General features: G+C 55.9%; 20 protein-coding genes. 4 read left to right on the plus strand and 16 right to left on the minus strand.

Going from position 1 to position 25760, the window contains the following annotated elements:
• Positions 1-17: 17 nt before the first annotated feature.
• Genes queE through ACOTZD_RS05155 form a run of 3 tightly spaced genes read right to left on the minus strand, consistent with a single transcriptional unit; the run spans position 18 to position 3010 of the window.
• A complete protein-coding gene (gene queE, locus ACOTZD_RS05145; protein WP_006811780.1) occupies positions 18-689 on the minus strand; it encodes a 7-carboxy-7-deazaguanine synthase QueE in 672 nt (223 codons plus the stop codon).
• A gap of 54 nt (positions 690-743) precedes the next feature.
• Entirely contained in the window at positions 744-1451 is a 708-nt protein-coding gene (locus tag ACOTZD_RS05150; protein ID WP_045337387.1) for an N-acetylmannosamine-6-phosphate 2-epimerase, read from the minus strand.
• Complete coding sequence (locus ACOTZD_RS05155) at positions 1451-3010, minus strand: PTS transporter subunit EIIC (RefSeq protein ID WP_174401921.1); 1560 nt, start codon at positions 3008-3010, stop codon at positions 1451-1453. Before ACOTZD_RS05155 ends, ACOTZD_RS05150 begins: the two co-directional genes overlap by 1 nt.
• 166 nt (positions 3011-3176) lie before the next feature.
• On the opposite strand from ACOTZD_RS05155, the gene ACOTZD_RS05160 reads away from it, so the two are divergent.
• Entirely contained in the window at positions 3177-4001 is an 825-nt protein-coding gene (locus ACOTZD_RS05160; protein WP_015571725.1) for a MurR/RpiR family transcriptional regulator, read from the plus strand.
• A gap of 52 nt (positions 4002-4053) precedes the next feature.
• Here ACOTZD_RS05160 and eno read toward each other — a convergent pair whose 3' ends face one another.
• The 5 genes from eno to rlmD form a co-directional block, all read right to left on the minus strand.
• The gene (eno, locus tag ACOTZD_RS05165; protein ID WP_006811784.1) at positions 4054-5352 is read right to left on the minus strand and encodes a phosphopyruvate hydratase; all 1299 of its coding nucleotides are present in this window, start codon (positions 5350-5352) and stop codon (positions 4054-4056) included.
• An 82-nt stretch (positions 5353-5434) separates the two neighbouring features.
• Positions 5435-7072 (minus strand): glutamine hydrolyzing CTP synthase, encoded by a 1638-nt coding sequence (gene pyrG / locus ACOTZD_RS05170; protein ID WP_003862718.1) that lies wholly within the window; start codon positions 7070-7072, stop codon positions 5435-5437.
• Positions 7073-7295: 223 nt separating this feature from the next.
• Positions 7296-8087 (minus strand): nucleoside triphosphate pyrophosphohydrolase, encoded by a 792-nt coding sequence (gene mazG, locus ACOTZD_RS05175; protein WP_032660172.1) that lies wholly within the window; start codon positions 8085-8087, stop codon positions 7296-7298.
• A 67-nt stretch (positions 8088-8154) separates the two neighbouring features.
• Positions 8155-10386: a GTP diphosphokinase gene (gene relA, locus ACOTZD_RS05180; RefSeq protein WP_058674934.1), complete on the minus strand. Its 2232-nt coding sequence runs from the start codon at positions 10384-10386 to the stop codon at positions 8155-8157.
• Between the two features lie 51 nt (positions 10387-10437).
• Complete coding sequence (rlmD, locus tag ACOTZD_RS05185; protein ID WP_045343904.1) at positions 10438-11736, minus strand: 23S rRNA (uracil(1939)-C(5))-methyltransferase RlmD; 1299 nt, start codon at positions 11734-11736, stop codon at positions 10438-10440.
• 57 nt (positions 11737-11793) lie between these two features.
• Here rlmD and barA point away from each other — a divergent pair, with 57 nt between their 5' ends.
• Positions 11794-14553, plus strand: a complete 2760-nt coding sequence (barA, locus tag ACOTZD_RS05190) for a two-component sensor histidine kinase BarA (protein ID WP_003862726.1) — start codon at positions 11794-11796, stop codon at positions 14551-14553.
• Between the two features lie 50 nt (positions 14554-14603).
• Here the strand turns inward: barA and ACOTZD_RS05195 are convergent, their stop codons facing one another.
• The 8 genes from ACOTZD_RS05195 to syd all read right to left on the minus strand — a co-directional run bounded on the left by ACOTZD_RS05195 (position 14604) and on the right by syd (position 22937).
• On the minus strand, positions 14604-15749 hold the full coding sequence (locus ACOTZD_RS05195) for a glycerate kinase (protein ID WP_050871387.1): 1146 nt from the start codon (positions 15747-15749) through the stop codon (positions 14604-14606).
• A 77-nt stretch (positions 15750-15826) separates the two neighbouring features.
• On the minus strand, positions 15827-17164 hold the full coding sequence (gene gudD / locus ACOTZD_RS05200; protein WP_003862731.1) for a glucarate dehydratase: 1338 nt from the start codon (positions 17162-17164) through the stop codon (positions 15827-15829).
• A 15-nt stretch (positions 17165-17179) separates the two neighbouring features.
• Entirely contained in the window at positions 17180-18520 is a 1341-nt protein-coding gene (locus tag ACOTZD_RS05205; protein ID WP_003862733.1) for an enolase C-terminal domain-like protein, read from the minus strand.
• Positions 18520-19875 carry a galactarate/glucarate/glycerate transporter GudP gene (gene gudP, locus ACOTZD_RS05210; RefSeq protein WP_045897945.1) on the minus strand — a complete coding sequence of 452 codons (1356 nt, stop codon included), beginning with the start codon at positions 19873-19875 and terminating at the stop codon, positions 18520-18522. Before gudP ends, ACOTZD_RS05205 begins: the two co-directional genes overlap by 1 nt.
• A 308-nt stretch (positions 19876-20183) precedes the next feature.
• The gene (locus tag ACOTZD_RS05215; protein ID WP_421636256.1) at positions 20184-20633 is read right to left on the minus strand and encodes a flavodoxin; all 450 of its coding nucleotides are present in this window, start codon (positions 20631-20633) and stop codon (positions 20184-20186) included.
• Positions 20634-20648: 15 nt separating this feature from the next.
• Positions 20649-21434: a tRNA pseudouridine(65) synthase TruC gene (gene truC / locus ACOTZD_RS05220; RefSeq protein ID WP_045897942.1), complete on the minus strand. Its 786-nt coding sequence runs from the start codon at positions 21432-21434 to the stop codon at positions 20649-20651.
• Positions 21431-21760, minus strand: coding sequence for a YqcC family protein (locus ACOTZD_RS05225; protein WP_045897941.1), 330 nt, complete (start codon positions 21758-21760; stop codon positions 21431-21433). The genes truC and ACOTZD_RS05225 overlap by 4 nt, the downstream gene beginning before the upstream one ends.
• A 631-nt stretch (positions 21761-22391) precedes the next feature.
• Positions 22392-22937: a SecY-interacting protein gene (syd, locus tag ACOTZD_RS05230; protein WP_003862744.1), complete on the minus strand. Its 546-nt coding sequence runs from the start codon at positions 22935-22937 to the stop codon at positions 22392-22394.
• 69 nt (positions 22938-23006) lie between these two features.
• Here syd and queF point away from each other — a divergent pair, with 69 nt between their 5' ends.
• Both queF and ppnN read left to right on the plus strand, forming a co-directional pair.
• Positions 23007-23849, plus strand: coding sequence for an NADPH-dependent 7-cyano-7-deazaguanine reductase QueF (gene queF / locus ACOTZD_RS05235; protein ID WP_023314759.1), 843 nt, complete (start codon positions 23007-23009; stop codon positions 23847-23849).
• Between the two features lie 116 nt (positions 23850-23965).
• Entirely contained in the window at positions 23966-25330 is a 1365-nt protein-coding gene (gene ppnN / locus ACOTZD_RS05240; protein ID WP_003862748.1) for a nucleotide 5'-monophosphate nucleosidase PpnN, read from the plus strand.
• Positions 25331-25760 lie beyond the last annotated feature (430 nt).

Below are 25760 nucleotides of genomic sequence, written 5' to 3' on the forward strand. Positions count from 1 at the left end.
GCGGGGCCACAAAAGTATCAGGCAATGTTCAGATATTTGTGCGTCTGCATCGACAGGCGCCAGTTGCGGGCGATACAGGTTTCAATGCACAGACGGGTCGCATCGTCTTTCTGGCTGATAGGCTGTAGCGCGATCACGCGCTGCTTTTCGTCCGTCAGCGTCGCCAGCAGTTCATCCAGCGCTTCGATGTCACGCACGCGCCCCACCGGATGTTTGATCTCATCAGCACGCTCAAGCGCCTGCGATAGTACGTCATACCCGCCGCGCATATTCACTTTCGGTGAAACCGTTACCCACGTTGAATGGGAGCAGCGCACTTCATGGGTACCGCTGGTTTCAATCTGACAGCTATAGCCGTTCTTCTCGAGCAGTTCGGTGAGCGGCATCAGATCGTGAATGCAGGGTTCCCCGCCGGTGATCACCACGTGCCGCGCCGTCCAGCCCTGACGACCAATAATGGCAAGCAGATCTTCCGCGCTGCCCGCGCCCCATTTATCGCTCTCTTTGGTTTTCGCCAGAATGCTGAACAGCGACACTTCCCGATCTGCGAGCTTATCCCACGTATGTTTGGTATCACACCAGGCGCAGCCAACCGGGCATCCCTGTAAACGAATAAAGATAGCGGGAACGCCGGTAAAGTAACCCTCGCCTTGAAGGGTCTGGAACATCTCGTTAATCGGGTACTGCATAGTCAACTCTGTTAAGGGGATAAACGATAAGTATCGCAGATCCCCGTCAGATGATCATGCTCCATCGGTGCTTTGCGCGCCAATTGCCGCCATAAACCGTTCCGTAATTTGCTGTGGTCGGGTGATCGCCCCGCCGACGACAACCGTGTGCGCCCCCAGCGCCAGACACCTGGCCGCGCGATCGGGGGTATCCACGTTACCTTCGGCTATCACGGGGATCGTGACGGCAGACAGCACCTCTTTCAAAAACGCGCAGTCATTTTCCGGTAGCGAATGGCCCGCGGTCTCCGCCGTATAACCGTAAAGGGTGGTTCCGACACAATCAAATCCCAGCGCCTGCGCGGTCACGGCCTCCTGCACGGTGGCAATATCCGCCATCAGCAGCAGCGACGGGTAACGGGTGCGGATCTGCGCGATCAGCATGTCCAGCGATACGCCACCGGGCCGTTTCCGGGCGGTCGCATCCAGCGCAACGATCTCCGGGGCGACCGCCATCAGCTCATCCACTTCTTTGAGCGTCGCGGTGATGAACACCTCGCTGTCCGGATAGTCTCGTTTGATGATGCCGATGACCGGCAGTGAGACCAGCCCTTTGATAGCCTCGATATCCACCACGCTATTGGCGCGGATCGCAGCGGCACCGCCCTGGGCCGCCGCCAGCGCCATTCGCGACATAATAAACGGGCTGTGCAGCGGTTCGTTTTCCAGCGCCTGGCAGGAGACGACCAGTTTTCCTTTCAGGTTATCCAGTACAGTTTTCATTACGATAAGATCTCTTCCACTTCGTTTTTGATAATGGTGACGTGCGGGCCATAGATGACCTGAACCCCGTTACCGCGCACGATGACGCCGCGCGCGCCGGTCGCTTTCAGTGCAGATTCATTGACTTTGCTACCGTCTTTCACCGTGACGCGAAGGCGCGTGGCGCAGCAGTCAACGTCATCCAGATTGTCTTTTCCTCCCAGCCCGGCGATCACCGCCGCGGCGCGCTCGCTTTTCGGCAGGGTAGCCTCGTCAGCCAACGCCTCCTTTTCACGGCCCGGCGTGGCAAAATCAAAACGTTTGATCAGATAGCGGAAGGTACAGTAGTAAAGGAAGAACCACGGTACGCCCACCAGCGGGACTAACATCCAGTTAGTTTTCGCTTCCCCCTGCAAAATGCCGAACAGCACGAAATCAATAAACCCGCCGGAGAAAGTTTGTCCGATGGTGATGTGCAGAATGTGCGCGAGCATGAACGCCAGCCCGTCAAACAGCGCATGAATGACGTACAGCACCGGGGCAATAAACAGGAATGAGAACTCGACAGGCTCAGTAATGCCGGTCAGGAAAGAAGTTAACGCCGCAGAGAGCAGCAGCCCGGCGACGCGCTTCTTATTCTCCGGCCTGGCCGTGTGGTACATCGCAAGGCAGGCGCCCAGCAGGCCAAACATCATGGTAATAAAGCGCCCGGACATGAAGCGCGACGTGCCCTCATAGAAATGCTGCGTGTTCGGGTCGGCGAGCTGGGCGAAGAAGATCCGCTGCGTGCCCTCAACCAGGTGACCGTTAACAATTTCACTGCCGCCAAGCGCGGTGGTCCAGAACGGAAGATAGAAGATGTGGTGCAAACCAAACGGGCCAAGCATGCGCAGGATGAAGCCATACAGCAAAGTCCCCAGATAGCCGGTGGCATCCACCAGCCCGCCGAGGCCAAAGATCAGCTTCTGAAAATGCGGCCAGACCACGGTCATCAGCGCGCCGACGAGTATCGCCGCCAGTGAGCTGATAATGGGAACGAAGCGTGAGCCGCCAAAAAAGCCCAGGAATTGCGGAAGCGCGATTTTATTAAATCGATGATGCAGTGCGCAGGTCACCAGCCCAATAACTACCCCACCAAACACGCCCGTTTCAAGCGTCTGAATACCCAGCGTCATGCCCTGCCCTGCGGCGCCCGGGTTCTCATGCGCCAGTTTTCCGGTCAGGATCAGCAGCGCATTGATAGTGGCATTCATCACCAGATAAGCGAGCAACGCCGCCAGCCCTGCCGTGCCTTTATCATTTTTCGCCAGCCCAACGGCGACCCCAACAGCAAACAGTACCGACAGGTTTGCAAACACAATCGAGCCTGCGCTGCTCATGATGGTAAAGATGGCCTGTAGCCAGCCAACGTCTAAAAATGGATACGCGGTAAGCGTATTCGGATTCGATAGCGCCCCGCCGATCCCCAGCAACAGACCTGCTGCGGGCAGTATGGCGATGGGTAACATAAAGGATTTGCCGAAGCGCTGCGCTTTTTCAAACCATCCGCCGGAAGACGCTCCGCTGAACATTTGCATCATTTTTTTATCCCCCTGGTTATTGATGAAAATTTTTATCACATATATTTTTAATTGTGAAAATTACCACCAAAAACCAGGACACCGATCATACTTTTTCGAAATGACTGGCATCTCTCCCCCGCTTTCCGCCACACTAGTTGGCAGAGAAACGCATTAAGGATCTAGCATGTCGGACCATGAAAACCTGCTGCTGAAGCTACGCCAGGAGGCTTCCGGGTACAGCCCAACGCAACAAAAACTGGGGGAGTTTGTCCTCAACGATCCTGCCAGGGTGCTCTACCTGACGATCACCGAGCTGGCGCGTGAAAGCGGCACCAGCGAGGCCAGCGTCACACGCCTTTGCCGCACGCTGGGCTGTAAGGGGTATAACGAATTTAAAATGGCGCTTGCGCTGGATATTCAGCAGGGTTTGCCTGAGCGTCAGGCAGGAGATGCAATAGATAACGTGGTGGATGAGTCTGTCCAGGCGCTGCAAGATACCGCAAAACTCCTCGACCGGGCCCAGCTTGAACAGGCGACACTGGCCCTGCATCAGGCGCAGTCAGTGCAAATTTACGGAGTGGCGGCCAGCGCGATTCTGGGGGAATATTTGCATTACAAGCTGCTGCGACTCGGCAAACCTGCACAGCTGTTTAGCGATATGCATCGCGCCGCCATGAATGCGACGACGCTCTCGAAAGAGACGCTGGTGGTGGCCATCTCAAGTTCCGGCTCTACACGGGATCTGCTTCACGTGGTGAAACTCGCCCGCAAGAGGGGCGTTAAGGTACTGGCGCTCAGCAATACGCCTCGCAGCCCGCTGGCCTCCCTGAGCGATTTACAGCTGGTTGCAGCCAAACCCGAGGGACCGCTGAGCGCGGGTGCGCTCAATGCCAAGGTTGGCGTGATGCTGCTGGTTGAACTGCTAACCACTTCCCTTATTGCAGTAGACAGCCATTACGGTGACGTTAGCCAGCAAACGGCAAGCGCCACGTTGCCGCTTCTGCTATAGAAAACAAAAAACCCGCCGAAGCGGGTTTTTTCATAAGAACGAAGGTTCAGGCTTATGCCTGGCCTTTGATCTCTTTACGACCGTTGTAAGGTGCTTTTTCGCCCAGCGCTTCTTCGATACGAATCAGCTGGTTGTATTTAGCAACACGGTCAGAACGGCTCATAGAACCGGTTTTGATCTGGCCAGCAGCGGTACCAACAGCCAGGTCAGCGATGGTAGCATCTTCAGTTTCGCCAGAACGGTGAGAGATAACCGCGGTGTAGCCAGCGTCTTTCGCCATTTTGATCGCAGCCAGCGTTTCGGTCAGAGAACCGATCTGGTTGAATTTGATCAGGATGGAGTTAACGATACCTTTCTCGATGCCTTCTTTCAGGATCTTGGTGTTGGTTACGAACAGATCGTCACCAACCAGCTGGATTTTGTCGCCCAGTACTTTGGTCTGGTATGCGAAACCATCCCAGTCAGACTCGTCCAGACCGTCTTCGATAGAAACGATTGGGTACTGTTTGGTCAGGTCTTCCAGGAAGTGGGTGAACTCTTCAGAGGTGAACGCTTTGTTGCCTTCGCCAGCCAGAACGTATTTACCGTCTTTGTAGAATTCAGATGCTGCGCAGTCCATCGCCAGGGTGATGTCTTTGCCCAGCTCGTAGCCTGCTGCTTTAACCGCTTCAGCGATAACAGCCAGTGCTTCTGCGTTAGAACCCAGGTTTGGCGCGTAGCCGCCTTCGTCACCAACAGCCGTGTTCATACCTTTAGCTTTCAGAACTTTAGCCAGGTTGTGGAACACTTCAGAACCCATACGTACCGCTTCTTTCAGGGTTTTCGCGCCAACTGGCTGAATCATGAATTCCTGAATATCAACGTTGTTGTCTGCGTGCTCACCACCGTTGATGATGTTCATCATTGGTACAGGCATAGAGTATTTGCCTGGGGTGCCGTTCAGTTCAGCGATGTGCTCGAACAGTGGCATGCCCTTAGCTGCTGCTGCCGCTTTGGCGTTCGCCAGGGAAACCGCCAGGATTGCGTTCGCACCGAAGTTAGATTTGTTTTCAGTACCGTCCAGATCGATCATGATCTTGTCGATGCCAGCCTGATCTTTAGCATCTTTGCCAACGATAGCCTGAGCAATAGGACCGTTAACAGCGCCAACCGCTTTCAGTACGCCTTTGCCCATGAAACGGGATTTGTCGCCATCACGCAGTTCCAGCGCTTCGCGGGAACCTGTAGAAGCACCTGATGGAGCCGCTGCCATACCGACGAAACCACCTTCCAGATGAACTTCAGCTTCAACGGTCGGGTTACCACGGGAGTCGATGATTTCACGACCGATGACTTTAACGATTTTGGACATTAGATTTTCCTCAGTACAAGTTAAACTAAAACTCCAGACAAACAACGCGTACCAAAGGTACGCGTTGCCGTTCTAACTTTTTTTACTTCGCCTGACGCTTCTGGTACTCGCTGGCGGCTTTCACGAAGCCTGCAAACAGCGGATGCCCGTCACGCGGCGTTGAAGTAAATTCCGGGTGGAATTGGCAGGCCACGAACCACGGATGGTTAGGCACTTCGATGATCTCGACTAACTGATCATCCCCGGAACGGCCCGCAACACGCAGACCCGCAGCTTCAATTTGTTTCAACAACATGTTGTTGACTTCATAGCGGTGACGATGGCGCTCGGTGATGACCGGCTCGCCGTACAGCTTGCGTACCACGCTATCGTCGGACAGCTGGCAGGCCTGTGCGCCAAGACGCATGGTGCCACCCAGATCGCTCTTCTCGGTACGGACTTCGACGTTACCGTCTTCGTCGCGCCATTCCGTAATCAGCGCCACAACAGGGTACTTACAGTCTGGCACAAATTCCGTAGAGTTCGCGTTTTCCATTCCCGCTACGTTGCGCGCAAATTCAATCAGCGCAACCTGCATACCCAGGCAGATACCGAGGTATGGAATATTGTTTTCACGCGCATAGCGTGCAGTGGCGATCTTGCCTTCAACACCACGGTAGCCGAAGCCGCCAGGGATGAGAATCGCATCCAGATCTTTGAGAATTTCGACGCCGCGCGTCTCCACATCCTGCGAATCAATCAGCTTGATGTTCACAGAGACGCGATTCTTCAGACCACCGTGTTTCAGCGCTTCGATAACTGACTTATAGGCATCTGGCAGTTCGATGTACTTGCCGACCATACCGATAGTCACTTCGCCGCCCGGATTGGCTTCTTCGTAAATCACCTGCTCCCATTCAGACAGGTTAGCTTCCGGACAGTTCAAGCTGAATCGTTTACAAATATAATCGTCCAGACCCTGTGATTTCAACAGGCCCGGAATTTTATAAATGGAATCGACATCTTTCATTGAAATAACGGCTTTTTCAGGCACGTTACAGAACAATGCAATTTTCGCACGTTCGTTCGCCGGAATCGCGCGATCGGAACGGCAAACCAGGATGTCAGGCTGAATACCGATGGAGAGCAGCTCTTTAACAGAGTGCTGAGTCGGTTTGGTTTTCACTTCACCTGCTGCCGCCATGTAAGGCACCAGCGTCAGGTGCATGAACAGGGCGTGCTCACGACCAATATCTACCGCCAGCTGACGAATCGCTTCGAGGAATGGCAGGGATTCGATATCCCCCACGGTACCGCCGATTTCAACCAGCACAACGTCATGCCCTTCGCCACCGGCAAGGACACGCTCTTTAATGGCGTTAGTGATGTGTGGGATGACCTGCACGGTCGCGCCCAGGTAGTCACCACGGCGCTCTTTACGCAGAACGTCAGAGTAGATACGGCCAGTCGTAAAGTTGTTACGACGGGTCATTTTGGTACGGATGAAACGCTCGTAGTGGCCAAGATCCAGATCGGTTTCAGCGCCGTCTTCAGTAACGAACACTTCCCCGTGTTGGGTTGGGCTCATGGTGCCAGGATCGACGTTGATGTACGGATCCAGTTTCATCATGGTCACATTGAGGCCACGGGCTTCAAGAATGGCTGCGAGGGAGGCTGCGGCAATGCCTTTACCCAGAGAGGATACGACCCCGCCGGTCACAAAAATATAGTTCGTTGTCATGCTGAACCTGAGAAGTTAGGGTGAAACGATGGAATAACCAGGACGGGAAAGTAGTATACCCGAACACGACGAGCGCCACAAACTTTCATTCTCCGTCTCCATTCCAGGCCATGACAAACATAAGGAGTGAGAAAATAGCCCCTTTTGGGTAAATGTTTTTGACGCAAATCAAGCGCTTGTCATTTAAAAAATCACACAAATTGCGCTTGATCGCAAAATCTCGTTAGAGATCATGTTCCTGGCGTTTTACTTCCTGCCAGACTTCTTCCATCGCGTCGAGGTCAATCCCGCTCATTTCCAGGCCGCGCGAGGCCACAATCCGCTCAACTTCGCGAAAGCGTCGTTCGAATTTAATGTTCGCTTTTTGCAGGGCGGTTTCCGCTTTTACACCGAGGTGGCGTGAAAGGTTGACGGTTGCAAACAGCAGATCGCCCATCTCCTCTTCCAGCTTTGCTTCATCCACAACGGCCTGCTGCGCTTCATGCATCACTTCGTCGATCTCTTCGTGTACTTTTTCCAGCACCGGGCCGAGAGAGGTCCAGTCAAACCCTACCGCCGAGCAGCGCTTTTGAATTTTGTGCGCGCGCATCAGCGCGGGAAGGTTCAGGGGAATGTCGTCCAGCGCCGAGTGCTGGGATTTTTCAGCGCGTTCAGCGCTTTTTATCTGCTCCCAGCGCGCCAGCACTTCCGCACTGTTGCCTGCGGAGGCATCACCAAAGATATGCGGATGACGACGCTCCAGCTTGTCGCTGATAGCGGCGCAGATATCGTCAAAGTTAAAGCGCCCCTCTTCCTGCGCCATCTGCGCGTAGAACACCACCTGGAACAGCAGGTCGCCCAGTTCACCGCGCAGATCGTCGAAATCCTCGCGTGAAATGGCGTCCAGCACTTCGTAGGTCTCTTCCAGCGTGTAAGGCGCAATGGTGGTGAAAGTCTGCTCTTTATCCCACGGGCAGCCGTTTTCCGGGTCGCGCAGGCGTTTCATGATGCCGAGCAGGCGGTCGATTTGAGTCATAACAGATTCCATTAAATGCCTGAGCCGGGTGGCGGCGTTGCCTTACCCGGCCTACAGAAGAGGATGTTTAGCCGCCGTGCAGACGACGCGCGTCAATCACATCCGGCACCTGGTTCAGTTTGCCGAGTACGCGGCCCAGCACCTGAAGGTTATAGATTTCGATGGTCATATCGATGGTGGCAAGCTGCTCGCGGGTATCGCTGCGGCTGGCAACGCCCAGCACGTTGACCTTCTCGTTGGCGAGAATGGTGGTGATGTCGCGCAGCAGGCCGCTGCGGTCGTTGGCAGTGACGCGCACCACCAGCGAGTAACCCGCCGAGTAGCTCTCCCCCCAGACGGCTTCCACGATACGTTCCGGCGCATGCGATTGCAGCTCTGCAAGCTGGTCGCAGTCGGAGCGGTGAATCGAGATCCCGCGCCCCTGGGTGATAAAGCCGACAATATCATCTCCCGGGATCGGCTGGCAGCAGCGGGCAATGTGGTGCATCAGGTTACCCACCCCTTCAACCACCACGCGGCCATTGTCCTTGCTGCGCTGCTGCGGAGCGTAGGTTTTCTGCTGGAGCTGTTTCAGCGCCGCCGCATCCTGCTCCGCTGCGCTTGGCTTGTTGAACTGCGCTTGCAGGAAGTTCACCATCTGGTTCAGGCGGATATCACCGCCGCCAATCGCCGCTAACAGTTCGTCGAGCTCGTTGAAGTTGTAGCGTGGCAGCAGGAACTTCTCCGCTTCTTTCAGGCTAATGCCAATATGTTCCAGCTCGTCGTCCAGGATCTGGCGACCGGCAAGGATGTTCTTGTCACGATCCTGCTTGCGGAACCAGGCGTGAATTTTTGAGCGCCCACGGCTGGTGGTAACGTAACCGAGGTTCGGATTCAGCCAGTCGCGGCTTGGGTTTGGCTGCTTCTGGGTGATGATTTCAATCTGATCGCCCATCTGGAGCTGGTAGGTAAACGGTACGATACGTCCGCCGATCTTCGCCCCGATGCAACGGTGCCCCACATCGCTGTGGATGTGGTAGGCGAAATCGAGCGGCGTGGAGCCTGCCGGCAAATCAACCACGTCCCCTTTCGGGGTAAAGACGTAGACGCGATCGTCGAAGACCTGACTGCGCACTTCGTCGAGCATTTCGCCGGAGTCGGCCATCTCTTCCTGCCACGCAATCAGCTTACGCAGCCAGGCGATACGGTCCTCGTGACCGGAGCGACCGCCGCCGGAGGTACCTTCTTTATATTTCCAGTGCGCCGCCACGCCCAGCTCGGCGTCTTCGTGCATCTGTTTGGTACGGATCTGAATTTCCACCGTTTTGCCGCCAGGGCCGAGCACCACGGTATGAATAGACTGATAGCCGTTTGGTTTCGGGTTCGCGACGTAGTCATCGAACTCATCCGGCAGATGGCGGAAGTGAGTATGCACTATCCCCAGCGCGGCATAGCAGTCCTGAAGACGCTCCGCCACGATACGCACCGCGCGCACGTCAAACAGCTCGTCAAAGGCGAGGTGTTTCTTCTGCATTTTGCGCCAGATGCTGTAGATGTGCTTTGGACGCCCGTAGACCTCGGCGCGCACATTCTCCTCTTTCATCGACTGGCGCAGCCCGCTGACAAATTCATCGATATAGTGCTCGCGGTCGATGCGGCGTTCGTGCAGCAGTTTTGCAATGCGTTTGTATTCCGCCGGATGCAGGTAGCGGAAGCAGTAATCTTCCAGCTCCCACTTCAGTTGCCCGATACCCAGACGGTTCGCCAGCGGCGCATAGATATTCGTACACTCTTTGGCGGCCAGGACGCGCTCGTCTTCCGGCGCATCCTTTACTTCACGCAGATGGGCAACCCGTTCGGCCAGCTTGATCACCACGCAGCGGAAATCATCTACCATCGCCAGCAGCATACGACGAACGTTATCCACCTGCTCGGAAGAGACAGAGTCAGTTTGCGCGGCTTTAAGCTGACGAATGGCTGCCATATCACGCACGCCGTGGATGAGCGCCACGACGGACTGGCCGACGCTTTCACGCAGGACGTCTTCCGTCACCACGTCGGCGTCCGCCAGGGGGAACAGCAGTGCGGCCTGTAGCGTTTCGATGTCCATGTTCAGCATGGAGAGAATTTCAACCATCTCCACGCCGCGCCACAACAGCAGTTCAGCGTCCGGATGCCCCTGCGTTGTGCGTAAACAATAGGCCCAGGTTTCGGTTAAGCGTTCACACGACTGCTGGCTGGAAATCCCCAGACTTGCGATCCATTTTTGAGGGTCAAACTCACCAGCTTTATTTAAATGTGCACTTCTTACCGCAACCATCGTCCTCTCCTTTAGGGACAAGGGCCTGTCGAAGTCGACAAGCCAAACTCATTAGATGTGCTCGAACAACACCATCGATTCCAGATGACCAGTGTGCGGGAACATGTCCAGCATTGCCAGACGCCGAATCTGGTAACCCCCGCTCAATAATGCTTCGCTGTCACGGGCAAGCGTCGCCGGGTTACAGGAAACATAGACCACGCGTTCAGGCGCGAGTTTAATTATATGCTGCATCACGCCCGGCGCACCTGCGCGCGCCGGATCGAGCAGGATCTTATCAAAGCCCTGCTTAGCCCACGGTTGCTGAGTGACATCATCCTCAAGATTTTGATGAAAGAATGTCACATTTTGCAAACCGTTCTGTTGGGCGTTCTCCTGGCCTTTCGCCACCAGCGCCTCAACGCCTTCCACTCCGACCACGCTTGCTGCTCTGCGGGCCAGCGGCAGGGTAAAGTTCCCCATGCCGCAGAACAGATCGAGCACCCGGTCAGTAGGCTGTACGTCGAGCCATTCCAACGCGTTCGCCACCATCTGTTGGTTCACGCCGTCGTTGACCTGGATAAAATCCCGCGGGCTGAACGTTAAGCGTAGCCCGTCTGACGCATACCAGGGCGCTTCTCCGCTGACCTGCTCAAGTATCTCGCTTTGCGGCGCGAGGAAAAGCGCAAGCTCATGAGAATGCGAAAAGCGTTCCAGTTTTTCGCGATCCGCCTTTGACAGCGGCGCGGTGTGGCGCAGCACCATCAGCGGGCCACTGTTGGCCAGCACCAGTTCGACATGGCCGAGCGAACGCACGCCATCCAGCGATGCAAGACAGTGGTGCACGTCCGGGAGCAACGCCTCAAGATGGGGCACCAAAACAGGGCACTGCGTGACAGAGACGATATCGCTGGAGCCGGCTTTGCGAAACCCCATCTCCAGCCGCTCGGTTTTGGGCTGGTAGCTGAGGCTCAGGCGAGCGCGGCGACGGTAGCCCCAGGGCCGATCGGCAATGATGTCATTCACGTCGTGCCCGACCAGGCGGGCCAGCGCGCTGCTTTTACTTTTTTGCTGTAATTCCGTGCTGGCATGCTGTTGCTGGCAGCCACCGCAGACGCCAAAATGGGGGCAGCGAGGCGTCACGCGCTCCGGGCTATCATTAAGACGGCGCTTGACCTGACCGCGCGCATACTGGCGTTTGTCTTCCGTCAGCGTAATATCTGCACGTTCTCCTGGCAGCAAACCTGTGATAAACAGTGTTTTACCCTTGTGACGCGCCACCCCCTGTCCAAAAGGATCGAGGTCAGAGGCTTCAACAGTTATGATCTGACGCGTCGTCACGCGTCGTTTTGCAGAGTAGAATTGCGCCATCGCCGAGATTGTTCTCAAATAAACATAATTAGCCTGATTGTCCCATAACGGAACTCCATGACCAACTACAGCCTGCGCGCGCGCATGATGATTTTGATCCTCGCTCCTACCGTTCTCATCGGTTTGCTGCTGAGCATTTTCTTTGTGGTGCATCGCTATAACGATTTGCAGAGACAGCTTGAAGATGCCGGGGCCAGCATTATCGAACCGCTGGCCGTCTCCAGCGAGTACGGTATGAACCTGCAAAACCGTGAATCCATTGGTCAGTTAATCAGCGTGCTGCACCGCCGTCATTCAGAGATTGTGCGCGCCATTTCCGTTTACGATGAGCATAACCGTCTGTTCGTCACCTCGAATTTCCATCTGGATCCCACGTCGCTGAAAATCCCGGATGGTACCCCCTTCCCGCGTCATCTTACGGTGTTGCGGCGAGGCGATATCATGATCCTGCGCACGCCGATTATCTCCGAAAGCTATTCACCCGATGAATCCGCCCAGTCCGATGCGAAGTCCAGCAATAATATGCTGGGATATGTGGCGCTGGAGCTGGATCTTAAGTCGGTACGGCTCCAGCAGTACAAAGAAATATTCATCTCCGGCGTGATGATGCTGTTCTGCATCGGCATAGCGCTGATCTTCGGCTGGCGACTGATGCGCGACGTCACGGGGCCTATCCGCAACATGGTGAATACCGTTGACCGGATCCGCCGGGGTCAGCTCGACAGCCGCGTGGAAGGCTTTATGCTCGGCGAGCTGGATATGCTGAAAAACGGCATCAACTCAATGGCGATGTCGCTGGCGGCTTATCACGAAGAGATGCAGCACAACGTTGACCAGGCCACCTCTGACCTGCGCGAAACGCTGGAGCAGATGGAGATCCAGAACGTGGAGCTGGATCTGGCGAAAAAACGTGCTCAGGAGGCGGCGCGTATTAAGTCTGAATTCCTGGCGAACATGTCGCACGAGCTGCGCACGCCGCTGAACGGGGTGATTGGCTTTACCCGTCTGACGCTCAAAAGCGAGCTTAACCCAACCCAGCGTGACCATCTGCATACCATTGAACGCTCAGCCAATAACCTGCTGACCATTATTAACGACGTACTGGACTTCTCGAAGCTGGAAGCGGGCAAGCTGATTCTGGAGAGTATTCCCTTCCCGCTGCGCAGCACGCTGGATGACGTGGTCACGCTTCTTGCCCACTCATCGCATGATAAGGGTCTGGAACTGACGCTCAATATTAAAAATGATGTGCCGGATAACGTCATTGGCGACCCGCTGCGCCTGCAACAGGTCATTACCAATCTGGTGGGCAACGCGATTAAGTTCACCGAGAGCGGCAACATCGACATTCTGGTCGAAAAAAGGGCGCTCAGTAATAACAAAGTCCAGATTGAAGTGCAGATCCGGGATACCGGCATCGGTATTCCGGAGCGCGATCAGACGCGTCTGTTCCAGGCTTTCCGCCAGGCCGATGCGAGCATTTCCCGTCGTCACGGCGGAACGGGCCTGGGGCTGGTGATCACCCAAAAGCTGGTGAAAGAGATGGGAGGCGATATCTCCTTCCACAGCCAGCCTAACCGGGGCTCAACCTTCTGGTTCCATATCAACCTTGATCTTAACCCGAACGTGCAGACCGACGGCCCGGTCACCGGGTGCCTGAAGGGGATGCGTCTGGCCTATGTGGAACCGAACGCCGCGGCAGCGCAGTGTACGCTTGATGTATTAAGCAGCACGCCGCTGGAGGTCATCTACAGCCCGACCTTCTCCGCGCTGGCGAACGATCATTACGATATCCTGTTGTTGGGGATTCCGGTGACGTTTACCGGAGAACTGACCATGCAGCAGGAACGCCTGGCGAAGGCGGCCTCAATGACGGACTACCTGCTGCTGGCGCTGCCGTGCCACGCCCAAATCAACGCCGAAGAGCTGAAAAACGACGGAGCGGCGGCGTGTCTGCTGAAACCCCTCACCGCCACACGGCTGTTACCTGCGTTGACCGAATATTGCCGTCTGACGCATCAGTCCCTGCCGCTGGAAAACGACGAACATAAGCTGCCGATGACGGTGATGGCCGTGGACGATAACCCGGCGAACCTGAAGCTGATTGGCGTGCTGCTTGAGGATCAGGTTCAGCATGTTGAGCTGTGTACCAGCGGCGCCGAAGCCGTGGAACAAGCCAAACAGATGCAGTTCGACCTGATCCTGATGGATATTCAGATGCCGGGCATGGATGGCATCCGCGCCTGCGAGTTGATTCGCCAGCTTCCGCACCAGCAGCAGACGCCGGTGATTGCCGTGACGGCGCACGCGATGGCGGGGCAAAAGGAGAAACTGCTGGGTGCGGGCATGAACGATTATCTGGCGAAACCGATCGACGAAGAGAAGCTGCACAGCCTGCTGCTGCGCTACAAGCCGGGGCACATTGGCGGGACATACACCATTACAGCTGAATCGCCGGAGATCAGCGTTAACCAGAATGCCACGTTTGACTGGCAACTGGCGCTGCGCCAGGCGGCAGGCAAACCCGATCTGGCCCGCGATATGCTGCAAATGCTGGTGGACTTCCTGCCTGAGATCCGTAACAAGGTTGAAGAACAGCTGGTGGGTGAAAACCCTGAAGGGCTGCTGGAGGCTATCCATAAACTGCACGGCAGCTGCGGCTACAGCGGCGTACCGCGGTTGAAAAATCTCTGCCAGCTGCTTGAACAGCAGCTTCGCGCGGGTACGCCAGAATCCGATCTCGAACCGGAGTTCCTGGAGCTGCTGGACGAGATGGACAACGTGACGCGGGAAGCAATGAAGGTGTTGGGGAGCTAAGACCAAAGCCCGGTGGCGCTTCGCTTACCGGGCCTACAGGAGCACGAACGTTAACGCGACATCCCCTGCCCCATCTTTATCACCGCCGCAATATTCCTTGCGGCCATCTGTACATTCTGTTGCGCATTTTCCAGCGCATCCTCCAGCGAGCAGATGGTGTAAATCACGCTGAATACGGCATCCAGTCCGTGCTCATGCACCACGCCAACATCCGCCGTCAGGCTGCCGGCAATGCCAATAACCGGCTTGTTATAGCGTTTCGCGACTCTCGCCACGCCAACGGGCACTTTTCCGTGGATCGTCTGGCTGTCGATACGCCCTTCGCCCGTGATCACCAGATCGGCGTCCGCGACCTGTTCATCGAGATGCAGGGCATCGGTGACAATCTCAATCCCCTGACGGAGCTGTGCGCTGCAAAATGCATACAGCGCCGCCCCCATTCCGCCGGCCGCACCGCCGCCCGCCAGGTTTAAGACGTCAATATCCATATCCCGGGCGATAATTTTTGCGTAATGCGCAAGCGCGTTGTCCAGCGTCCTGACCATCTCCGGCGTCGCCCCTTTCTGCGGACCAAATACCGCAGAAGCACCTGTCTCGCCGATCAGGGGGTTGGTCACATCGCAGGCCACTTCAATTCGACAGGCTGCCAGCCGCTTGTCCAGCCCGCTAAGATCGATATGCGCAAGGCTTGCCAGTTCGCCGCCGCCCGGCCCAACGGGCTGCGCTTTCGCATCCAGCAGTTTTACGCCCAGCGCCTGCACCATGCCTGCGCCACCGTCATTGGTCGCGCTGCCTCCAATGCCAATAATGATATGCTTAACGCCCGCATCCAGCGCATGACGGATCAGTTCCCCGGTTCCCCAGGAGGTGGTGATTAACGGGTTACGCTTTGCAGGAGCAACAAGCTCCAGACCGCTCGCTGCCGCCATCTCGATAAAGGCGCTTTTCCCGTCTCCGGATAACCCGAAAAACCCTTCCACGCGTTCACCCAAAGGCCCGGTAACAGGAACATGGACAAGACGCCCATGCGTGGCTGCCACCATCGCTTCCACCGTCCCTTCACCACCATCGGCAACCGGTAATTTGACATAGTCCGCTGACGGGAAAATTTCGCGAAAACCGACCTCTATCGCTGTCGCCACCTCCAGCGCGCTCAAGCTTTCCTTATACGAGTCCGGAGCGATAACAATTTTCATAAGCCATCCTTACGCATGTTAGTTACGTTAAGCATACACCACGTAAGGGACCACTCATGGGAGCGGTCCCAATGAGCTTATCGTACCATGCACGGACGTTTATTGTCGAATCTCCACTCTGGGATCAGGTATTGCATCGCCAGCGCGTCATCACGCGCGCCCAGGCCGTGTTTCTGGTAAAGCTCATGCGCTTTCATGACCTGGTCCATATCCAGCTCAACGCCCAGCCCCGGTGTAGCAGGAACTTGCACCATGCCGCCTTTGATTTCAAACGGCTGTTTGGTCAGGCGCTGGTTGCCCTCCTGCCAGATCCAGTGGGTGTCGATGGCGGTAATGTTGCCCGGCGCAGCGGCCGCCACGTGGGTGAACATCGCCAGCGAGATGTCGAAGTGGTTGTTGGAGTGGGAGCCCCAGGTCAGGCCGAACTCATGGCACATCTGCGCCACGCGAACCGAGCCCTGCATCGTCCAGAAGTGCGGGTCTGCCAGCGGAATGTCCACCGATTGCAGCGAGAGCGTGTGCCCCATCTGACGCCAGTCGGTCGCGATCATGTTGGTGGCGGTTGGCAGCCCGGTGGCGCGACGGAACTCCGCCATCACTTCACGTCCGGAGAACCCCTGCTCTGCACCGCACGGATCTTCCGCATAGGCCAGCACGCCTTTAAGCTGCTTACCGATTTTTATCGCCTCATCAAGCGACCAGGCACCGTTCGGATCCAGCGTGACGCGCGCCTGCGGGAAGCGCTTCGCCAGCGCGGCGATCGCCTCTGCTTCTTCTTCACCCGCCAGTACGCCGCCTTTCAGCTTGAAGTCATTAAAGCCATATTTTTCATACGCGGCTTCCGCCAGGCGCACCACCGCGTCCGGGGTCATCGCTTCATCGTGACGCACACGATACCAGTCGCATTTTTCGTCCGGCTGGCTCTGGTACGGCAGCGGGGTGAGTTTGCGGTTGCCGATAAAGAACAGGTAGCCGAGCATTTCCACTTCGCTGCGCTGTTGGCCGTCGCCCAGCAGGGAGGCGACATTGACGCCCAGATGCTGGCCCAGCAGATCCAGCATCGCGGCTTCAATGCCCGTGACCACATGGATAGTGGTGCGCAGATCAAACGTTTGCAGACCACGGCCACCCGCATCACGATCGGCAAAGGTCGTGCGCACGCGAGTCAGCACATTTTTGTACTCGCCCAGCGTTTTACCCACCACCAGCGGAATGGCGTCCTCCAGCGTTTTACGGATCTTCTCCCCGCCCGGGATTTCACCGACACCGGTATGCCCTGAGTTGTCCTTGATCACCACAATATTACGGGTGAAGAACGGCGCATGGGCGCCGCTCAGGTTCATCAGCATGCTGTCATGTCCCGCGACAGGAATGATCTGCATGGAGGTAACTACAGGGGTAGAAAATGTGCTCATCGTTCGATCCTTTTATCAGTGACGTCCAAATACAGGGCGCTTACGGTCAAATGTCCAGCCGGGGATAAGGTACTGCATCGGGCCTGCGTCGTTGCGCGCGCCGCCCGGCAGTTTTTTATACGCTTCATGCGCCTTGTGGATCTGATCCCAGTCAAGCTCCACGCCCAGCCCCGGCGCATCCGGTACGGCAATTGTGCCGTTTTTGATTTCAAGTGGATTTTTGGTCAGGCGCGCTTCGCCTTCCTGCCAGATCCAGTGCGTATCGATGGCGGTCGGGTTGCCCGGCGCCGCCGCGCCAACGTGGGTAAACATCGCCAGCGAAATGTCGAAATGATTATTGGAGTGGCAGCCCCAGGTGAGGCCCCAGTCATCGCACAGCTGCGCCACGCGCACCGCGCCGGAAAGGGTCCAGAAGTGCGGGTCCGCAAGCGGTATGTCCACCGCATTCAGCATCACCGCATGGCCCATTTCGCGCCAGTTTGTGGCGATCATGTTGGTCGCAACCGGCAGCCCGGTAGCGCGGCGGAATTCGGCCATCACCTCGCGGCCAGAAAAGCCCTGCTCGGCACCGCACGGATCTTCCGCGTAGGTCAGCACGTCGCCCAGCCCTTTGCACAGCGCGATAGCTTCATCCAGCAGCCAGGCGCCGTTCGGATCGACGGTGATGCGTGCCTCCGGGAAGCGTTTTTTCAACGCGCGCACGCTGTCAATCTCCTGCTCGCCCGGCAGAACGCCGCCTTTCAGCTTGAAGTCTTTAAAGCCGTAGCGATCCTGCGCCGCCTCTGCCAGGCGTACCACCGCCTCGCCAGAGAGCGCCTCCTGATGACGCAGGTGATACCACTCGTGGCTACCCGGCGAGCGTTCCAGATACGGCAGATCGGTTTTAGTCCGGTCGCCAACGTAGAACAGATAGCCCAGCACCGTTACCGCATCACGCTGTTTGCCTGGCCCCAGCAGTTCGCAGACCGGCACGTTCAGCGCCTTTCCCAGTAAATCGAGGAGAGCCGCCTCCAGCGCCGCCACCGCGTTAACGCGCAGTTCAAACGTCCAGGCACCTTTGCCGAAGGTATCAAAATCCGCCGACTGGTTGCCCTTATGCACCCGCTGAACCACCTTGTTGAGACGGGCGACCTCCTGCCCAACCACCTGCGGGATGGCGTCGACCAGCGTCTGGTAAATCACCTCTCCGCCAGGCGCTTCCCCGACGCCGGTGTTCCCTGCGCTGTCGGTCAGCACCACAATGTTGCGGGTGAACCAGGCGTTATGCGCGCCACCAATGTTGAGCAGCATGCTGTCCTGCCCCGCCACCGGGATGACCTTCATCTCCGTCACGATCGGGCTTGATTGCGTTGTCATCATCCGCGCTCCCCAACAGGTTTCAGTTCGATTCGTTTGATGTCACCCACCAGCACCAGGTAACTGAGTACCGCCACCAGCGCATGGACGCCTACATAAATCAGCGCACCATTGAAGGAGCCGGTGGTGCCGACGATGTAACCGATAGCGATTGGGGTGACAATGCCGGAAATGTTGCCAAACATGTTGAACAGACCGCCGCTCAGGCCGCTGATCTCTTTCGGCGCGGTATCTGCCATCACCGCCCAGCCCAGTGCGCCAATGCCTTTACCGAAGAAGGCCATCGCCATAAAGCCGATAATCATCCACTCCGCGCTGACGTAGTTACAGAACACCATGGTCATGGAGAGCAGCATGCCGAGCACGATTGGCGTTTTACGCGCAATATTCAGCGAACCGGTACGACGCATCAACCAGTCGGAGATGACCCCGCCAAGCACCCCACCCACGAAGCCGCAGATGGCCGGCACGGAGGCGACAAACCCCGCCTTCAGAATCGACATGCCGCGCGCCTGCACCAGGTAAACCGGGAACCAGGTGATGAAGAAATAGGTTAAGGCGTTAATGCAATACTGGCCGAGATAGATACCGATCATCATTCGTGAGCCGACGAGTTGTTTGATCTGCCCCCATTTCTGGCTGAACGGGATCTTAGCTTTCTGGGTTTTCTGATCCATGTTGATCAGCGCCCCGCCTTCAGCAATGTAGTCCAGCTCTTTCTTGTTCACGCCCGGATGCTGGTTTGGTTCGTGGATCACTTTCAGCCAGATGAAGCTGATGACGATCCCCAGCCCGCCCATGAAGAAGAAGACGTGTGACCAGCCCACCTCATGCGTCAGCCAGCCCATGATTGGCGCGAAAATAACCGTCGCAAAGTATTGCGCCGAGTTAAAGATCGCTACCGCCGTTCCCCTCTCCTGCGCCGGGAACCAGGCGGCCACAATACGGCTGTTGCCAGGGAACGATGGCGCTTCCGCTAAGCCCACCAGGAAGCGGAGGGTAAAGAGCGCAATGATAATGCCGAAGCCGCTAAAGATATCCACGAAGCCCTGTAACAGGGTAAACATTGACCAGATGAAAATGGACCAGAAATAGACCCGTTTTGAGCCAAAGCGGTCCAGCAGCCAGCCGCCAGGGATTTGGCCGATTACGTAGGCCCATGAAAATGCGGAGAAAACATAACCCATACCCACCGGATCAAGTCCGATGTCCTTTGCCATCTCAGAGCCGGCAATGGATAACGTGGCACGGTCGCCGTAGTTGAAAGAGGTGACGATAAACAGCATCACCACTATCCAGTAGCGGGCGTTGGTGCGCTTCTCAGCGCTGCTCGCCGCGTGGCTTAATGTACTCATTGTTGCACTCCTGAAACATAGCTTTCGCCTGGTTCATTCTGTACAGCACCTGTAGGGTAATCAGAATGAGAGATTTGTGTTTGGTTTTGGTACGGCCAGAAGCCGTTTTATAGTGACGGGAAAAGTATATGAAGGAGTGACCGGTTCTCTCACCGTGCAGGAACACAACATTGACGGGCGTGGGGAACGTGGTTTGGGGCATAAGCCCAAAGTGGTGGAAGATACTTCACGGAATTGAGGATAGGGTGCGGCTTCGTTGCCGGGTGGCGGCTTCGCCTTACCCGGCCTGGCGTTCGTTTAGTACAGGGTTAGTTCAGGAGCGTGGCCCAGTGTTCAACCCAGGGATTTGACTCGCTTTCTGGCTCAGGGTGTTCACCCGCATCAATCAGCAACATCTCTCCGACGCGCTGAGCGCTCTGTTCCTGCAACAGCGCGTCGAACTGTTTACCGCCGCCGCAGAAATTGGCGTAAGAGCTATCGCCGAGGGCAATGATGCCATAGTGAACATCTGGCTGATAGCCAAGCTGGTCTTTAATGCCCTGGAAAAGCGGGACGATGCCGTCCGGTAGATCGCCCTGCCCGGTGGTGGAGGTCACCACCAGGATGTATTTATTTTTATACTTTTCCCAGTCCGCCAGCTCCGGATCTTCATAGACCGTTGCTTTATGGCCCTGGTTTACGAGGATTGCTTCCGCTTCCTCCGCCACCAGCAGCGAGTTGCCGTACATTGTCCCGACAAAAATGCCTACTTCAGCCATGCTTTGCTCCCGTAATTATTGCGCTTGCTGTTCATCCTGAACGTTGCCTGCGGCAAACTCAACCCTTTCATTTTCGGGGAGTTGTCCCAGCCAGCCAAACTGTGACAGCGCCTGCATCCAGACCTCGTCCAGCCCCGCGCGAATAGTCAGCGGTTCGCCGGTAAACGGGTGCGTCAGGCGTAGCTCGCTGGCGTGCAGCATCAGCCGGTTACAGCCAAAGTGCTCGGCCGCGCTGCGGTTCTGGCGCAGATCGCCGTGCTTGCTGTCGCCAATAATGGGGTGGCGCAGATGTGCAAGGTGACGGCGAAGCTGGTGCTTGCGCCCGGTTTTGGGCAAAAGCTCCACCAGACTATATCGCGTGGTCGGAAATTTGCTGGTCGCCACCGGCAGTTCTGTGGTCGCCATACCACGATAGTCGGTCACCGCTGGCTGCGGGCCTTTATCTTCGCGGGCAAATTTATCGGCGATTTTATCCAGTTCCTCCACCAGGGGATAATCAAGCGTGGCGGAATCCATCAGCCAGCCACGCACGATGGCGTGGTAGCGTTTCTGGATCTGGTGCCGTTCAAACTGCTGCGCCAGCAGGCGCCCGGCCTCACTGGAAAGCCCCATCAGCAGAACACCAGAGGTTGGCCGATCGAGACGATGGGCAGTAAAAACGTGCTGACCGATTTGATCGCGCACGGTTTGCATGACCACCACTTTCTCATCGCGATCGAGCCAGCTACGGTGCACCAGCCAGCCGGACGGTTTATTCACCGCCACTAACCACTCATCCTGATAAAGGATCTCAAGCGTCATGCATCGTCACCGGCGAAAAGCGCATCCAGCTTCTCCAGCTCCACCAGCATCATAGTACGCGCCGGGTGGGTCGCTTCCAGCGCCATTTCGTAATAGGGAGAGACGGCAAAAGACGCGGGCAACGCGTGGCCACCTTCCAGCAGCGCATGCATACGCGGAATTAAGACCCACTGGAGCCACTCGAACGGGTCCAGCGTATCCAGACAAAACGGTTGGGTGCTGACGAACGCGTCTGGCTGCGGCGCGTTATCCTGCCACAGCTGATGCTGGCGCATAAGGGCTTCGATGGCGTGCAACTGCGCACGAACGCTGTCATGATGCGACATATATACCTCAACTGAAAAACGGAATGGCGCGAAGCATAGCATTGCGGAAGACAGAAATAAAAAAGGGAGCACTGTAAAAACAGTGCTCCCGGTTCGTTTCGCAGCATTCCAGCTACAATACGTGCTCCCTGCTCATCCGTGACAACTTTTCCTGATGCCCGAAGGCCTGGTCATCCCTTTACCTTTTGCTTCCTGCTCACATCGTCCTGATGTGTAGGTTTCATCCTGAAACGTCCTGGCCATCCTGACCCACCGACCATCCTGACCGGCTCTCGTTCTCCTTCCTGGAGGTGTCCCTTACGCATCCTGCGTGATCCACTTTGCTTCATCCTGAAGCCTTCCTGCGGCGTCATCCTGACGTGTCCCTGGTAAGAAACGCCATCATCCTGATGTTCGTTTCTCGTGTCGGCATCCTGTCGACACAGATAGAATCCGCTATTCTGCTTCGTCTTACAACCCACCTTGTGAGCAATGTAAGCCAGGCGAAACGGGGGATTTCCTTTCAGAAAACCACTAACTTATTGAAAGAGAAGTTAATATTAATCTGAAATTCCTAAGACAATGCTAATTGTTTCGGCGATGTCTCACAGCGCGTGTAAGAGATCTCTCACACGCCCACTAGCATCATGGATTACAGAAGCGGCTCAATTCGGGTAAGGAAATCCGCAAGTGAAGGCGCGAGAACGTCGCGATTGCGGGTGCCGAGCGTCTCTTTAATGACCTCGCCAGACAGGTTGCAGACAGAAATGACGTCCAGTTCACTGTCGAGCGTCGCAATAAAGAGAGTCGGAGAGAGCTTAAGCCGTTTTTGCGTGACCAGGTGACCAATGAGGTTTTCCTGAACGCGTTGCAGATCGTCTTCGCTCCAGGTTTGCAGCAGCGTCAGCGGCTGTCCTGCAAAACATGCAGTCATATCCCCGGCAAACTGCGTGGTATAAAATGCATGAAGCGCAGGTTGTATCACAAGGTCCATCGCGCGTTCAACAGCATTTACATTCTGCTCGCCCATGAACGGTTTCGGTTGCCAGATAACGTAATCATCCTGCGAAGCGATAATGCACGGTGACGGCACGCCATATAAGTCAGTACTTTGCGGCCACGTCCCCCGCTTTTCATGCCAGGCATCGCAATAGCGGGTCGTGAAGGACGTCAGGGCATTTGCAGTTTCGATATCCACCGATTTCTCTCTTCTTGTAAGACAGGATAAACTCAGCCCATAAGTGTACCTGTAAAGTGGCTATGAAACATGTCTTACGAAAATCATCAGGCGTTAACGGGCTTAACGCTGGGAAAATCGACCGATTACCGCGACACCTACGATGCAAGCCTGTTGCAGGGCGTGCCGCGTAGTCTGAACCGCGATCCGCTCGGGCTGCACGCTGACGCGCTGCCGTTTGTCGGCGGCGACATCTGGACGCTGTACGAACTCTCCTGGCTGAATGCGCGCGGTCTGCCGCAGGTGGCCGTGGGCCACGTCGAGCTGGATTACGCCAGCGTAAACCTGGTCGAATCCAAGAGCTTTAAGCTCTATCTCAACAGCTTTAACCAGACCAAATTTAACAGCTGGGACGAGGTGCAACAGACGCTTGAACGTGATTTAAGCGCGTGCGCGCAGGGGAACGTAACCGTCTCGTTATACCGTCTGCATGAGCTGGAAGGTCAGCCCATCGCCCATTTCCACGGCACCTGCATCGACGATCAGGACATTGAGGTGGAAAGCTATGAATTTAGCAGCGACTACCTGGAAAACGCGGCGGGCGGAAAAGTGGTCAACGAGACGCTGGTCAGCCATCTGCTGAAATCCAACTGCCTTATCACCCATCAGCCGGACTGGGGCTCGGTACAGATCCAGTACCGCGGCCCGCAGATTGACCGTGAAAAGCTGCTGCGTTACCTGGTGTCATTCCGTCATCACAACGAATTCCACGAGCAGTGCGTGGAGCGCATCTTCAACGACATCCAGCGTTTCTGCCAGCCCGAAAAGTTGAGCGTTTACGCCCGCTACACCCGTCGCGGCGGCCTGGATATCAACCCGTGGCGCACCAATAGCGATTTTGTGCCTGCCACCGGACGACTTGTGCGCCAGTAAGATAAATATTTTCACAATATGCGGGCGGTATTCCGCCCGAAGTGTTGTGAAACGTCATAAGCCAGGGCTATTGTAATCAACAGGGAAAGACGATAATCGTCCCATAAGGAGCTCACTTGATTACACATATTAGCCCGCTTGGCTCTATGGATATGTTGTCGCAACTGGAAGTGGACATGCTTAAACGCACCGCCAGTAGCGACCTTTATCAACTGTTTCGTAACTGTTCACTTGCCGTACTGAACTCCGGAAGCCTGACCGACAACAGTAAAGAGCTGTTGTCCCGCTTCGAAAGTTTTGATATCAACGTGCTGCGCCGCGAGCGCGGGGTGAAGCTCGAAGTGATCAACCCGCCGGAAGACGCTTTTGTCGACGGGCGTATTATTCGCTCACTTCAGGCAAACCTGTTTGCCGTGCTGCGCGACATTCTGTTTGTTAACGGACAGATCAGCAATGCCGGACGTTTCCAGCATCTTGACCTGGAAAGTTCCGTTCATATCACCAACCTGGTCTTCTCCATTCTGCGTAACGCCCGTGCCCTGCACGTGGGCGAAGCGCCGAACATGGTCGTCTGCTGGGGCGGTCACTCCATTAACGAAACCGAATACCTGTATGCCCGCCGCGTAGGGACGCAGCTCGGCCTGCGCGAACTGAATATCTGTACCGGTTGCGGTCCTGGCGCGATGGAAGCGCCGATGAAAGGCGCGGCAGTAGGACACGCACAGCAACGCTATAAAGAAGGCCGTTTTATCGGCATGACCGAGCCATCGATCATCGCCGCTGAGCCGCCTAACCCGCTGGTTAACGAACTGATTATTATGCCGGATATCGAAAAACGTCTTGAGGCGTTTGTCCGTATCGCGCACGGCATCATCATCTTCCCGGGCGGCGTAGGCACGGCGGAAGAGCTGCTTTATCTGCTGGGGATCCTGATGAACCCGGCCAACAAAGATCAGGTTCTGCCGCTGATCCTGACCGGCCCGAAAGAGAGCGCCGACTACTTCCGCGTGCTGGACGAGTTTATCGTGCATACGCTGGGCGAAGATGCGCGCCGTCACTACCGCATTATTATTGACGATGCCGCAGAAGTGGCCCGTCAGATGAAAAAAGCGATGCCGCTGGTGAAAGAGAATCGTCGTGATACCGGGGATGCCTACAGTTTTAACTGGTCCATCCGTATCGCACCGGATCTTCAGATACCCTTCGAGCCGTCGCATGAGAACATGGCGAACCTCAAACTCTATCCGGATCAGCCGGTGGAAGTGCTGGCTGCCGACCTGCGTCGCGCCTTCTCTGGCATCGTGGCGGGGAACGTGAAAGAGGTAGGGATCCGCGCAATTGAAGAGTTCGGGCCGTATAAGATCCACGGTGACCCGGAGATGATGCGCCGCATGGATGACATGTTGCAGGGCTTTGTCGCTCAGCACCGCATGAAGCTTCCAGGCTCTGCCTATATTCCGTGTTACGAAATCATCAAGTAAAGCGACATTTCTTTCCTCTCAAGCCGGATCGTCATCCGGCTTTTTTATTAGTGATGCAATTCATAGCGATCTTCAATGTTATTAACAAATCTGACGCCTGCGCAAACGATTACCTCGATTTTGAAACCGTAAATAATCAGCCTTAATCGAAATTACCCGCCAGAAAATCCTAAAATCCCATTTCTTTACAGCGAAAGACACCTATCTCGCGGGTCGACCTTTTCGAAAACATGTCGTTAATGGTAGCCTTCGCGCCCGTAAATTCTCTTTGATGTTTTTTTAACAGATAAATGGTCTAAAGATACCCACATCACAAGTGGATTATTGCATTTGGGATCGCGATCACTGATAGATTCATAACTAGAATGTATCTTTCCGCCCGCCAATAGTTACGGGCAAAAATTATTAAAAAACCGTCACTGAACGAATT

The organism is Enterobacter cloacae complex sp. SHL022, assembly GCF_049237785.1.
Classification (GTDB): domain Bacteria; phylum Pseudomonadota; class Gammaproteobacteria; order Enterobacterales; family Enterobacteriaceae; genus Enterobacter; species Enterobacter hormaechei_C.